We start from the raw sequence: 12,544 nt of genomic DNA, 5'->3' as shown, positions 1-12,544 counted from the left end.
TGCGTCCGCGGTGGGCGGTCAGCGGCGGGTGACCAGCCGGAACGACGCGACGGCGAGGGCGGCGCCGGTGGCGATCGCCATCGCCGGGAAGCCGCGCACCAGCAGCGTGGCCAGCGTCGGCAGGGTGAACGTCGCGGAGGGGGCCAGGGCGATGTTCAGCAGGGCCACGCCGATGAAGACCAGCGGCGGGGAGACCAGCACGGTCATCAGGTCCCGGCGGCGGACGACGAGAGCGGCGAAGCCACTGCTCAGCGTCAGCACCACGAGGGTGAGGGTGCCCAGGCCGATGCCGATGTAGGAGTCCGCGGCCGCCGCGACGAGCGTGACGAGGAAGGCGCCGAACACCGCGACCAGCCCGGGTACCCGCGGGCCGTTGGTGGGTGTCGGACGGTCGGTCGCCGACGAACCGCCACGGCGGCCTGCGTCGACCGGCGCGCTGCGGCGCTGGTCGGGCAGCGGGCGGGAGTTCCGGGACGGCCGCGGGCCGAGGTCGGCGGGCCGACGGGCGCCGGGCGCCTCGCGCGGGTCGGGCCGGCGACGTTCGGGAGCGCGACTGCGTTCCGGTGCCCGGCCGCGCGCGTCCCGCGGGTGCGCGTCGCGACCGCGTGCTGCGCCGCCACTGGATGCCCGCGGCGAGGGGTACGAGCGGCCTGCGGCTGCGCCGGTGTCGCTGCGTTCTGCCCGCACGGCGTCCTCCCGCCTGTCCTGGAGCCTGGCATCGACACTGACCGGAGTGATCGCGCACCTCCTCGTCGTCGGGAGGAGGTGCGCCCCTCACCGGTCGGGCCACGGTAGCGGCCCTTCCTGAGTGAACGCTGGACCCGGCCGGGAGTGGCGGCCAGAACTCGCCGGAGTCGCACCCGGCGGAGTGGCGGATTCTGGGCACGGACGCGTCACCCGCCCCACCCATCCCGCCCGCCGCCCGCCCGGCGGGCCGAGGGTGCCGTGTGGCGGTTCGGTGACGACATGGACCGGCGAGCATGACCGGGCGCCCGGCGGGGGAACGAGGGCAGGCCCGGTCGACCGCGCCCGGGATCGCCGGCTGTGTGGGCGCCGCGTCCGTCGACGAACCGGTCCAGGAGGGCGTACCTGCATGAGCTCGGTGAGCCAGGTCCCGGAGGTGGCGGCCCGAGACGGTGAGCGGCTGACCGCCCGCGACGCGTGGGTGACCCTGCGCAGCTGCCGGCTCCCGGCGCTGTGGCGTGCGTCGTGGCACCGGTTCCGCTACGGGGACGGCTTCTCCCACGCCCGGGCGCTCGGACTGCAGCTGTCGCTGGCCGCGGTGCCCCTGCTGATCGCCGCGATCGGCCTGAGCAACCTGCTCAGGACGCCGTCGCTGCGGGTGCTGGTCGACCGGACGGTGCTGCAGCTCTCGCCCACCGCGTCCGACGCGATGGTCCGGCGGGTGCTGTCGCCGTGGAGCGACGAACCGGACGGGATACCGCTCGCCACCGCCCTGGGGTTGGCTGCTGCGACGTTCGCGCTGGCGACCGCCATGGGCCAGCTCGAACGCGGGGCCAACCGGATCTACGGCATCCAGCGCGACCGTCCCACCGTCGACAAGTACCGCCGCGCACTGCTGCTGGCCGGGCTGGCCGGGGTGCCGCTGCTCGTGGGCTCGCTGCTGGTGACCACGCTCTTCGCCGCGGCCCGGGCGGTGGAGGAGGTGTACGACGTCGACGAGGAGGTCGTCGTGCTGGTGGTCGGCCCGGTCGCCGCCGGCCTCCTGCTCACCGCGATCACGTTGATGCTGCGCCGTGCCCCGTACCGTCGCCAGCCCGGCTGGTCGTTGCTGGTGCTGGGGAGCGCCCTGGCCCTGGGGCTGTGGACCGGGCTCACCCTGCTGCTGGCGGGAGCGCTCGACCTGATCGGCTACCTGGGCTCGGCCTACGGGCCGCTGACCGGGGTCATCGCCCTCCTCTTCTGGGCCCAGCTGACCTCCGGGGCGATCTTCCTGAGCTTCGCGGTCTCCGCCGAGCTGGAGCTGGCCGCGATCCGGGTGGCCGAGGGGCGCCTGGCGCGGCCGGGTGCACCGGCCACCGACGGCTCCCGGCCGGGTGGATCGTCGGCCGCCGGCGTGCCCGGCTGACCTGACCCCGAGCAGCTCAGCCCGTGGTGCCGTCGCGCTCGCCGAACCCGGGCAGCTCCTGCGCCGGCGGGCGGAGTGCGCGCACCGTGCCCTCCACCGGCGCGGGGGTGGGCACCGGCGCCTCGGCGACGCCGAGGTCGTCGAACCGGCGGGTGGCCACCAGCACCGACCGCTCGTAGGAGCCGACCGTCTCGTTGTACCGGGTCAGCGCCGAGCCCAGCGCCGACCCCAGCCGGGTGAGGTGCCCGGACAGGGTGCTCAACCGCGCGTGCACCGTGCGCCCGGTCTCGAGCACGGCGGCGGCGTCCTGGGCCAGCCGCTCCTGCCGCCAGGAGTAGGCGACGGTGCGCAGCAGGGCCAGCAGGGTGCTGGGGGTGGCGATGACGACGTCGCGGCCGAAGCCGTGCTCCAGCAGCGCCGGCTCGGCCTCCAGGGCCGTGGTGAGGAAGCCGTCCGAGGGGACGAAGAGCACGGTGAAGGGTGCGGCGCTGCCGAAGGCGGTCGGGTAGCGGCGGGCGGCGAGGGTGTCGACGTGCACGCGTAGCTGCCGCGCGTGGTCGGCGACCCGCTGGGCGCGCACCGCCGGGTCGGTGGCCTGCACCGCCTCGATGTAGCCGGTGAACGGGACCTTGGCGTCGACGATCACCTGCCGCCCGTCGGAGAGGGTGACCACCAGGTCGGGCCGGACCGCGACCCCCTCGGCGGTGGTGGCGCCCGGCTGCTCGACGAAGTCGCAGTGCTCCAGCAGGCCGGCGACCTCGACCACCCGGCGCAGCTGCAGCTCGCCCCAGCGGCCGCGCACGTGCGGGGTGCGCAGGGCGGTGACCAGTGCCGCGGTCTCCTGGCGGAGCAGGGCGGAGGTCTGCCCGATCGTGCCGACCTGCTCGCGCAGCTCCCCGTGGGCGGTGGCCCGGTCGCGCTCGATGCCGGCCAGCAGCCGGTGCAGGTGGTCCAGCGACTCGTGCACCGGCTCCAGCCCGTCGGATGCCCCACCGGAGCGGCCGCGCAGCGCCACCAGCCCCAGGGTGACGGCCGTGGCGAGCAGCGCACCGACGAGGAGCCCGAGCAGCAGGGAAGCGGCGTCCATGCTCGTCAGGCTGCCGGACGGGTCCGACAGTTCCCGGGAGGCGGCCCCGTCCAGGGGCCCGCCGCGAGCTCGCGAGTGGTGGGGAGGAGGGGGTCCTCCTGCTATGGCTGGGGCAGGAGGGCGGTGTGGGTGGCCTCGTGGTCGAGCAGCCAGCGCTTCACCGGCGTCCCCCAGCGGAAGCCGCCCAGCCCGCCGCCGGTGGCCAGCACCCGGTGGCACGGCACGAACAGCGCGGCCGCGTTGCGCGCGCAGGCACCCGCCGCGGCGCGCACCGCCGCGGGCCGCCCGCACCGGACGGCGAACTGCGCGTAGGTGTCCGGCCGCCCGGCGGGCACGGTGCGGAGCACCTCCCACGCCTCGGTGAGGAACGGACCGGACCGCTGCCGCACCGGCACCCCGGCTATCGCGGCGAGGTCGCCGTCGCCGAACGCCTCCACGGCATCGAGCACCGGCAGCCGGTCGGCCCGCTCGACCGCGTCCGGTCGCAGCGAGCGGTGGACCACGGGCAGCAGGTCGGCGGGGTCGGCGGTCCAGCCGCTGGCGAGCACGACGTCGTCCTCATCGGCGACGAGCACGGTGAACGGTCCGGGCGGGGTGGCGACGGTGGCGTACCGGGCGGTGGTCATCCGGGCGGGGGTCATGAGGCGCTCCGTTCGGGGAGGGGACCGCGGGTGAACAGGTCGGCACCGCGAGCGCCCACAGGTGCATCACGGCGTAGGAGCGCCACGGGCGCCAGCGGGTGGCGGCGTCGGCGTCGGAGCTGCCGAGCGTGGCCAGGCTGCGGCGCAGCGCCAGGTCCCCGGGGAGCCAGACGTCGGGGTCGGCCAGGCCGCGGAGGCCGACCAGGGCGGCGGTCCACGGGCCGATGCCGGGCAGGGCGAGCAGCGCCCGCTCCGCCTCGCGACGGTCCACCCCGGGCCCCAGGGCCACCGTGCCGTCGGCGAGCGCGGTGGCCAGGGTGGTGACCGTCCGCCGGCGCGCACCGGTGAGGCCCACCGCGGAGAGATCGGCGGCGGCCAGCGCCTCCGCCGTCGGGAAGGCGTGGGTGAGGGTGCCGACCGGCTCGGCGAGCGGGCGGCCGGCCGCGGCGACGAGCCGGGCGGTCAGCGTCCGGGCGCCGGCCACCGACACCTGCTGGCCCAGCACCGCGCGGACGGCGAGCTCCGCGGCGTCGGGAGAGGTCGGCACCCGCCGTCCGGGTGCGGTGGCCACCAGCGGGGCCAGCGCCGGGTCGGCGCCGAGCAGTTCGTCGACGGCGGCCGGGTCGGCGTCGAGGTCGAGCAGCCGGCGGCAGCGGGACACCGCCGTCCCGAGGTCGCGCAGGTCGGTGAGCCGCAGCTGCGCGGTGACCGCAGGCCCGCCGTCCGGGGCGGGGGACAGCCGGACGACGGCCGGGCCGCGCGGCAGGGCGAGCACCCGGGAGAACGTCGTCCCGTCCCACTCCTCCAGGCCCGGGGTGGCGTGCGCGCCCAGGAAGAGCAGCACCTCGTCGGCGGCGAACGGCGCCCGCGCGGCCAGCCGCAGCGTCAGCCGGCCGGGGCCACCCCCGCCGCCGCGCGGGGTGGCCGGGCGCAGCGCGCTGGGCGTGGTCGCGAAGACCGACCGGATGGTGTCGTTGAACTGCCGGATGCTGGCGAAGCCGGCGGCGAAGGCGACGTCGGCCATCGGCAGCGTGGTGGTCTCGATGAGCACCCGCGCGGTCTGGGCCCGCTGCGCGCGGGCCAGCGCCAGCGCACCCACGCCCAGCTCGGTGGTGAGCAGCCGGTGCAGCTGCCGCTCGGAGTAGCCCAGCCGGGCGGCCAGCCCGCCGACGCCGCCGCGCTCCACCTCGCCGTCGGCGATCAGCCGCATCGCCCGGGCGACGACATCGGCGCGCACGTCCCACGCCGGCGAGCCGGGGACGGCGTCGGGCCGGCACCGCCGGCAGGCGCGGAAGCCCGCCGCCTGCGCGCCGGCCGCGGTGGTGTGGAAGGAGACGTTGCGCTGCAGCGGGGTGCGCGCCGGGCAGGAGGGGCGGCAGTAGATGCCGGTACTGCGCACCGCGGTGACGAACCAGCCGTCGAAGCGGGCATCGCGGCTGGCGACCGCGCGGTAGCAGCGCTCGGCGTCCAGCAGCTCGGTCACGACGTCGAGCATGGCACCGCGGCGGGTCGAGGACTGGCGGGTATCGGACACCGCGGTGCACCGGTGGCGTCCACCGATCGGTGGACGGGCGACCCACGCTCCGGTGGTCCCGGTGGGCCCGGCGCGGCGACAGGCTCAGGTCATGACGACGACGGAGGCAGCACCCCTGCCGACCACGACCGGCGGGGACATCCCCGCCGTCCTGGTCCGCGGGCTGCGGAAGAGCTACGGAGGGAAGGCCGTCCTCGACGGGCTGGACCTGGAGGTGCGCCGCGGGGAGTGCTTCGCGCTGCTCGGACCCAACGGCGCGGGCAAGACCACGACGATCGAGGTGCTCGAGGGCGTCCGTCGGCGCGACGCCGGCGACGTCGATGTGCTGGGGGAGGACCCGGCGACCGCCGGCCGCGCCTGGCGGGCCCGGATCGGGGTGGTCAGCCAGGGCGAGGGCGCCGGCCAGGCGCTCAGCGTGCGGGAGACCCTCGATCACTTCGCGCACTACACGTCCACGCCGCGGCCCACCGACGAACTGCTCGCGGCGGTCGGCCTGGTGGAGAAGGCCGAGACCCGGGTGGGTCGGCTCTCCGGCGGCCAGCGGCGCCGGCTCGCCGTCGCGCTGGGGGTGCAGGGCCGCCCGGAGCTGGTCTTCCTCGACGAGCCGACCACCGGGATGGACCCGGTGGCCCGGCGGCAGTTCTGGCAGCTCGTGCGTGACCTGCGGGCCGGCGGGACGACGGTGCTGCTGACCACCCACTACCTGGACGAGGCCGCGGAGCTCGCCGACCGGGTCGGCGTCATCGCCGGCGGCCGGCTGGTCGAGGTGGCGCCGCCGGCCGAGCTCGGTGCGCCGCTGCGCCGGCAGGCCACCGTGCGCTGGCGGGAGGACGGCGGCTGGCGCGCGGTGCCCACCGAGACACCCGCCGCTGTCCTGCGCGACCTGCTCGCCGCCTCCCCGCACGGCGAGGTCCCCGGCCTGACCGTCACCCGCCCCGACCTGGAGGACGTCTACCTCCAGCTGGTCGCCACCCCCGGAGGAGAGCCCCGATGACCGTCCTGACCACCCCCCGCCCGACCACGGTGCGCCCCGCCCCGCCGTCGACCGCCCGCATCGCGCTGGCCCGGGTCGGGGTGGAGCTGCGGCTCTTCGCCCGGGAACGCCAGCAGGTGGTGTTCTCCTTCGCCTACCCGGTCGTGATGATGGTCGTCTTCGGCTCGGTGCTCGGCGGTGACGTGCTGCCCGGCGGGGTGCCGTTCCCGCAGTACTTCCTGGCCGGGATCGCGGCCACCGGCATCATGCTGACCAGCTTCCAGGCGGTCGGGACGGCGATCGCCGCCGAACGCGAGGCCGGCCAGCTGGAGCGGCTGCAGCTGCTGGGCACCCCACCGGCGGCCTACTTCGCCGGCAAGGCCGGGCAGGTGCTGGTCACGACCGCCGCGCAGCTGGCGTTGCTGCTGCCGGTGGCCCGCTACGGCTACGACGTGCCGCTGCCGGTCGACCTGGGGCACTGGCTGACGTTCGGGTGGGTCGCGGTGCTGGGTGCCCTGGCCGGCACCGTGCTCGGCATCGCGGTCTCCGCGCTACCGGGCAGCGCCGGCTCGGTGACCACCTCGGTCTCGGCGTTCGCGATCGTGCTGCAGTTCTTCTCCGGGGTGTTCTTCGCCTTCCCCGAGCTGCCCGGCTGGATGCAGCAGGTGGCCGCGGTGTTCCCGCTGAAGTGGCTGACCCAGGGGATGCGCTCGGCGATCCTGCCCGAGGAGGCCGGCGCGTTCGAGATCGCGGGGGGATGGGAGCACGGCAGGACTGCCCTGGTGCTGGTCGCGTGGGTGATCATCGGTGTCATGGTGTGCGTGCGCACGTTCCGCTGGCGCCGGGGTGACGGGTGACCGTCGGCTCCCGGCTCCGGTCCGCCGTCGTCCCCACGCCCGGTGGGGACGACGGCGGGCCGCCGCTGTCCGAGCGGGGGTGGCGGGTGACCGTGCTGGTGATGCACGGCGCGTTCGTGGTCTTCCTCTGCCTGGCGGTGCTGGACGTCCTGCTGACCGACGTGGACTCCCGGCCCGTGCTGCTCACCGCTCTCGGCGTCCTGGCGGTGGCCTATGCGGCGCTGGGTGCGCCCGCCCTCGTCGGCCGGGACCGGCGGCGCGCGGCCGGGTACCTGGCGGTGCTGGTCGCGGTGATCGGCGTGCTGGCCTGGGGGTTTCCCGAGCTGCTCTTCCTGATGTTCCTGGCGTTCCCGCAGGTGTGGTTCCTCGCCGAGTCGGTCCGGGTGGGTCTGCTGTGGACCGGGGCGCTGACGGTCGCGGCCACGCTGGGCCCGCTGGTGCACTGGACGCAGGGCACCGAGCCCCTCTCCGGGCCGGGGCAGACGCTGGTCGGAGCGGTGTTCAGCCTCGCCATGGGGCTGTGGATCACCCGGGTGCTGGAGCAGAGCCGCGAGCGGGCGCTGCTGATCCGGGAGCTGGAGGAGAAGCGGGCCGAGCTCGCCACGGCCCACCGGGAGCAGGGGGTGGCGGCGGAGCGGGAGCGGCTGTCCCGCGAGGTGCACGACACCCTGGCGCAGGGCTACACGAGCATCGTGGTGCTCGCCCAGACCGCCGCGGCCCAGGTGTCCGCCGACCCTGCGGCCGCCACCGAACGGCTGGCGTTGATCGAGGAGGTGGCCCGGGACAACCTCGCCGAGGCCCGGGCGATGGTGGCGGCGTTCGCGCCGGCCGGGCTGGACAGCGCCACTCTGGTCGAGGCGTTGCAGCGGCTCGCGGTGCGGTTCGGCCGGGAGACCGGGATCGTCACCCGGGTCGACCTCGCGGCGCTCGATGCCGCCCCGGGCCTGACCCGGGCCGAGGAGATCGTGCTGCTGCGCGGCGCGCAGGAGGCGCTGGCCAACGTGCGCCGGCACGCCGCGGCGAGCTCGGTGGTGCTGCGGGTCGGCCGGCTGGGCGCGGGGGAGGCGGCGCAGATGTCGGTGCACGTCGAGGACGACGGTGTCGGCTTCGACCCGGCGGTGTCGCCCGGGGTGGGCCTGGCCGGGCTGCGGGACCGGGCGGCCGAGGTGGGCGGTGCCGTCGACGTCGTCTCCGCACCGGGCCGGGGCACGCGCGTGACGGTCCGGGTGCCGGCGCCGTGAGCGTGCGGGTGCTGGTGGTCGACGACCACCCGGTGGTCCGGGGCGGGGTCGTCGGCTGGCTGGCCGCCCAGCCCGACCTGGACGTCGTCGGCGAGGCGGGGGACGGGTTGGCGGCGCTGGCGGAGGTGGCCGAGCACGGGCCGGACGTCGTCCTGATGGACCTGCGGATGCCCCGGATGGACGGCGTCACGGCGACCGGTCGCATCCTCGCCGCGCACCCGGGCGTGCGGGTGCTGGTGCTGACCACCTACGACACCGACGCCGACATCGTGCGCGCGGTGGAGGCGGGGGCGGCCGGTTACCTGCTCAAGGACACCCCGTTGCCGCAGCTGGCCGACGCGGTGCGTGCGGCCGCCCGCGGCGAGACCGTGCTCGCCCCTCCGGTCGCGGCCCGTCTCGTCTCGCGGATGCGGGCGCCGGCGGCCGACGCCCCCACCGCCCGGGAGCTGCAGGTGCTCGGCGGCGTGGCCCGCGGGCTGACCAACGCGCAGATCGGCCGCGAGCTGTTCATCGGCGAGGCGACGGTGAAGACCCACCTGCTGCGGGTGTTCGCGAAGCTCGGCGTCGACGACCGCACCCGCGCGGTGCTGGTGGCCGTCGAGCGCGGACTGTTGCCGGGGTCCGGCTCGGCCGGCTGACCGGCTCCGGCCTCAGTCGCCGGATCCCCACGGGACGACCGGCCCGAGCAGCTCCCCGTCGTGCGGCACACCCGCTGCGTCGCGGAGGGTGGCGCGGTGCTCGTGGCTGCCGGCGGCGTGGGACAGCGCGGCCAGCAGCAGCCGCAGGGCGGGGCGGTCCAGGCCGGCCGCCAGGTCGCCGAGGTCGACGGACTGGCCGTCGGCGAGGCTGGCGGCGGCCCGCAGCAGGCGCCGCTGGCTGCCGGTGCCGGTGATGACGCCCGTGTTCAGGGCGCCGTCCAGGTCCGGCCACAGGACCGCCGCCCACGGCCCGCCGTCGACCGCATCGCCGTCCAGGGCGATGGTGATCAGCCCGGCAGCCTGGAGCCGGGGGAGCCAGTGCCCGTCGTTGGCGAGCAGCAGCACCGCGGCCTCGGCCGCGTAGTCGCCGACCGCGGCGCGCAGCAGCGCGCCCTCGACGGCGGCCAGGTCGAGGTCGGCCACCCGTGGTTCGTCGAACACCGCGCCTCCCTGGGAACTGCGGACGGAGTGCCCGGCAGTGTGCCCGCGGGCTCCGACACTTCCGCCGTCGGCGGCCGGGTGGCGGGGTGCACCTAGGCTGTACTCCCGTGAGTCTCACCATCGGCATCGTCGGCCTGCCCAACGTCGGCAAGTCGACGCTGTTCAACGCCCTGACCAAGAACGACGTCCTCGCGGCGAACTACCCGTTCGCGACGATCGAGCCCAACGTCGGTGTCGTGGGCGTCCCCGACCCCCGCCTGGAGAAGCTGGCCGAGATCTTCGGCTCGCAGAAGATCATCCCGGCCACGGTGAGCTTCGTCGACATCGCCGGCATCGTCCGCGGCGCCAGCGAGGGCCAGGGGCTGGGCAACAAGTTCCTGGCCAACATCCGCGAGAGCGACGCGATCTGCCAGGTGATCCGGGTCTTCACCGACCCCGACGTGGTGCACGTCGAGGGCAGGGTCGACCCCGCCGACGACATCGAGACGATCAACACCGAGCTCGTCCTCGCCGACATGCAGACGCTGGAGAGGGCGATCCCGCGGCTGGAGAAGGAGTCGCGCAAGGACAAGGACCGCAAGGTCCTGCACGACGCCGCGGTCGCCGCGCAGGAGGTGCTGAACACCGGTAAGACCCTGTTCGCCGCCGGGGTCGACCCCGAGCCGCTGCGCGAGCTGTCCCTGCTGACGACCAAGCCGTTCCTCTACGTCTTCAACGTCGACGCCGACGAGCTCGCCAACGAGGCGACCCTCGACGAGCTGCGTGCCCTCGTCGCGCCGGCCGAGGCGATCTTCCTCGACGCGCAGACCGAGTCCGAGCTGATCGAGCTGCCCGCCGACGAGGCCGCCGAGCTGCTCGCCTCGATCGGGCAGGACGAGCCGGGGCTGGACCAGCTGGCGAAGGTCGGCTTCCGCACCCTGGGCCTGCAGACCTACCTGACCGCCGGGCCCAAGGAGTCGCGGGCCTGGACGATCCCGGTCGGCGCCACGGCGCCCGAGGCGGCCGGCGTGATCCACACCGACTTCCAGCGCGGCTTCATCAAGGCCGAGGTCGTCGGCTTCGACCAGCTGGTGGAGGCCGGCTCCATGGCCGAGGCCAAGTCCAAGGGCTGGGTGCGCATCGAGGGCAAGGACTACGTCATGGCCGACGGCGACGTCGTGGAGTTCCGCTTCAACGTGTGAGCGGGCGCCCCCATCTGCGCGGGCGTCACCGACCCCGACCGGCGACGGGAGATGGCCACCGCCGCGTGGGAGACGGTCCTCGGCGGTCACCTGACCGAGCACACCGCCGACGCGTGGGCAGCGGCCTGGCGGTCGGCGCTGGGCAGCCGCGCCCGGAGCACGCGTCGGGGTGCACTCGCGCCGAAGTGATCGAGCCGGCGCCGGGCCAGGGAGCGGTCAGCCCAGGGACGCGGTCAGGGTGACGGTCTCGGGGGTGATGGTCGTGCACTCGAGGGTGAGCGGTCCGGCGGACACGGCCTCGCCCTCGCTGCAGGAGACCTGCTGCCCGGCGATGCCGATGGTGGCCCGGCCGTCCTGCACCTGGCCGAGCGTGATGGGCGTGCCGAGGACGGTCACCTCGGTGCCGTCGCCGGAGAGCGTGACGGCGCACGAGCTCCCCGAGCAGTTGACGCCGGTCTGAGCACCCGTGGCGCCGGGGGACCCGGTGGGTGTCGCGGTGGCTGTGGCGGTGGGCGAGCTCTCCGTCGTCGGCTCGCTCGTCTCCCCGCCGGTGGGGCTCTCGCTCGCCGTGTCCAGGGCGCTGGTGGCGTCGGACACCGGCTCGTCGGAGCAGCCGGACAGCGGGACGAGGAGGAGCCCGGCGGCGGCGAGACCGGACGCCAGGCGGAGGGTGGGCGTTCGGTGGGTGGACATGGGGCGAGCGTAATGTGACCTGCGGCACGCCGCTGGCGGAGTCACCAAAGCGTCATGGCGGCGTGACCTGCCGGCCAGGTCGACCGGGAGCGGGGGGACCGGCGGCGCGGGGGATGACTGATCCGCCGCATCCCGGAGCACTCCCCGGGGATGCTGGTCGAACTGCACCTGCCCGACGTCCTGGCGGCCGAGGACGTCGACGTCGTCGTCGAGGACGAGATCGCGCTCGACGAGGTCCTCCAGGCGCTGGCGGTCTTCGTCGCCTCGATCCTGCTCGCGGTGCTGCTGCGGCGGCTGCTGGTCCGGACGTTCGACCGCGACGCCAGCCGGCACGTGGGGCTGGTCGCCGGCCGGTTCCTGGGGCTGGTCGTGGTCGCCGTCGGCATCGTCTACGCCCTGGGCATCCTGGGGGTGCAGATCGGCCCGCTGGTCGGTGCCCTCGGCGTCGGTGGCATCGCCGTGGCGTTCGCCGCCCAGGACATGCTGCAGAACCTGATCGCCGGCGTGATGCTGCAGATCCGCCGTCCGCTGCGGGTGGGTGACCAGGTCGCCAGCGGCGACTTCGAGGGCGTCGTCGCCGACGTCAACCTCCGGACGACGGTGCTGCAGTCCTACGACGGCCTCATCGTCTACCTGCCCAACGCGGAGGTGCTGAAGAACCCGATCATCAACTACACCCGCACCCCGCTGAACCGGACGTCGCTCACCGTCGGGCTGGCCTACGACACCGACCTCGCCCGGGCCCGGGAGGTGCTGCTGGCGGCCTGCGCGGACGCGGACGGCGTTGCGGAGACCCCGCCCCCGGAGGTGTGGGTCGAGGAGTTCGGGGACTCCTCGATCAACCTCGCAGTGCGCTACTGGCACGCCGCCGACATCGCCAGCCGCTGGCGGGTGCGCAGCGAGGTCGCGATCTCGGTCAAGTCCGCCCTGGACCGGGCCGGCATGACGATCCCGTTCCCCCAGCGGGTCATCTGGTCCGGCGAGCTGGACTGACTGTGAGCATGGCCGGGCCGGTCTGATGGTGATGGGCTGGCGGCCGGCAGTAGTGGGCGTGACCCTTGGTCTGACTGGCTTGGTGCCTTTGAGCCGACTTGTCCGTCTGCTGCTGC

The 12,544-nt window shown here is 75.3% G+C and carries 14 protein-coding genes; 8 read left to right on the top strand and 6 right to left on the bottom strand.

What is annotated here, in order from left to right:
- Positions 1-18: 18 nt before the first annotated feature.
- Entirely contained in the window at positions 19-687 is a 669-nt protein-coding gene (locus ACI79U_RS18615; protein ID WP_457071876.1) for a DUF6542 domain-containing protein, read from the bottom strand.
- Between the two features lie 406 nt (positions 688-1,093).
- On the opposite strand from ACI79U_RS18615, the gene ACI79U_RS18610 reads away from it, so the two are divergent.
- Positions 1,094-2,089, top strand: a complete 996-nt coding sequence (locus ACI79U_RS18610) for a YihY/virulence factor BrkB family protein (RefSeq protein ID WP_457071878.1) — start codon at positions 1,094-1,096, stop codon at positions 2,087-2,089.
- A 16-nt stretch (positions 2,090-2,105) separates the two neighbouring features.
- Here the strand turns inward: ACI79U_RS18610 and ACI79U_RS18605 are convergent, their stop codons facing one another.
- The 3 genes from ACI79U_RS18605 to ACI79U_RS18595 form a co-directional block, all read right to left on the bottom strand.
- Positions 2,106-3,176 carry a DNA recombination protein RmuC gene (locus ACI79U_RS18605; RefSeq protein ID WP_457071880.1) on the bottom strand — a complete coding sequence of 357 codons (1,071 nt, stop codon included), beginning with the start codon at positions 3,174-3,176 and terminating at the stop codon, positions 2,106-2,108.
- Positions 3,177-3,277: 101 nt separating this feature from the next.
- Complete coding sequence (locus ACI79U_RS18600; protein WP_457071882.1) at positions 3,278-3,817, bottom strand: methylated-DNA--[protein]-cysteine S-methyltransferase; 540 nt, start codon at positions 3,815-3,817, stop codon at positions 3,278-3,280.
- Positions 3,735-5,300 (bottom strand): AlkA N-terminal domain-containing protein, encoded by a 1,566-nt coding sequence (locus ACI79U_RS18595; RefSeq protein ID WP_457071884.1) that lies wholly within the window; start codon positions 5,298-5,300, stop codon positions 3,735-3,737. The genes ACI79U_RS18600 and ACI79U_RS18595 overlap by 83 nt, the downstream gene beginning before the upstream one ends.
- A 142-nt stretch (positions 5,301-5,442) precedes the next feature.
- Here ACI79U_RS18595 and ACI79U_RS18590 point away from each other — a divergent pair, with 142 nt between their 5' ends.
- The 4 genes from ACI79U_RS18590 to ACI79U_RS18575 are packed head-to-tail and all read left to right on the top strand — an operon-like array spanning position 5,443 to position 9,060.
- Positions 5,443-6,345, top strand: coding sequence for an ABC transporter ATP-binding protein (locus ACI79U_RS18590; RefSeq protein WP_457071886.1), 903 nt, complete (start codon positions 5,443-5,445; stop codon positions 6,343-6,345).
- Positions 6,342-7,181: an ABC transporter permease gene (locus ACI79U_RS18585; RefSeq protein ID WP_457071888.1), complete on the top strand. Its 840-nt coding sequence runs from the start codon at positions 6,342-6,344 to the stop codon at positions 7,179-7,181. Before ACI79U_RS18590 ends, ACI79U_RS18585 begins: the two co-directional genes overlap by 4 nt.
- A complete protein-coding gene (locus ACI79U_RS18580) occupies positions 7,178-8,422 on the top strand; it encodes a sensor histidine kinase (RefSeq protein ID WP_457071890.1) in 1,245 nt (414 codons plus the stop codon). Before ACI79U_RS18585 ends, ACI79U_RS18580 begins: the two co-directional genes overlap by 4 nt.
- Complete coding sequence (locus ACI79U_RS18575) at positions 8,419-9,060, top strand: response regulator (protein WP_457071892.1); 642 nt, start codon at positions 8,419-8,421, stop codon at positions 9,058-9,060. Before ACI79U_RS18580 ends, ACI79U_RS18575 begins: the two co-directional genes overlap by 4 nt.
- A 12-nt stretch (positions 9,061-9,072) precedes the next feature.
- Here ACI79U_RS18575 and ACI79U_RS18570 read toward each other — a convergent pair whose 3' ends face one another.
- Positions 9,073-9,561, bottom strand: coding sequence for a hypothetical protein (locus ACI79U_RS18570; RefSeq protein WP_457071894.1), 489 nt, complete (start codon positions 9,559-9,561; stop codon positions 9,073-9,075).
- A gap of 107 nt (positions 9,562-9,668) precedes the next feature.
- On the opposite strand from ACI79U_RS18570, the gene ychF reads away from it, so the two are divergent.
- Positions 9,669-10,742, top strand: a complete 1,074-nt coding sequence (gene ychF / locus ACI79U_RS18565; protein ID WP_457071896.1) for a redox-regulated ATPase YchF — start codon at positions 9,669-9,671, stop codon at positions 10,740-10,742.
- A gap of 51 nt (positions 10,743-10,793) precedes the next feature.
- Entirely contained in the window at positions 10,794-10,931 is a 138-nt protein-coding gene (locus ACI79U_RS18560; RefSeq protein ID WP_457071898.1) for a hypothetical protein, read from the top strand.
- A gap of 27 nt (positions 10,932-10,958) precedes the next feature.
- On the opposite strand, the gene ACI79U_RS18555 is transcribed toward ACI79U_RS18560, so the two are convergent.
- Positions 10,959-11,435 carry a hypothetical protein gene (locus tag ACI79U_RS18555; protein ID WP_457071900.1) on the bottom strand — a complete coding sequence of 159 codons (477 nt, stop codon included), beginning with the start codon at positions 11,433-11,435 and terminating at the stop codon, positions 10,959-10,961.
- Positions 11,436-11,585: 150 nt separating this feature from the next.
- Here ACI79U_RS18555 and ACI79U_RS18550 point away from each other — a divergent pair, with 150 nt between their 5' ends.
- On the top strand, positions 11,586-12,428 hold the full coding sequence (locus ACI79U_RS18550) for a mechanosensitive ion channel family protein (RefSeq protein WP_457071902.1): 843 nt from the start codon (positions 11,586-11,588) through the stop codon (positions 12,426-12,428).
- The last annotated feature ends 116 nt before the right edge of the window (positions 12,429-12,544 follow it).

The sequence above is a fragment of the Modestobacter sp. SYSU DS0904 genome (assembly GCF_054051115.1).
Note: the sequence above shows the minus strand (reverse complement) of the source record. Positions and strands in the feature narration are given on the sequence as shown.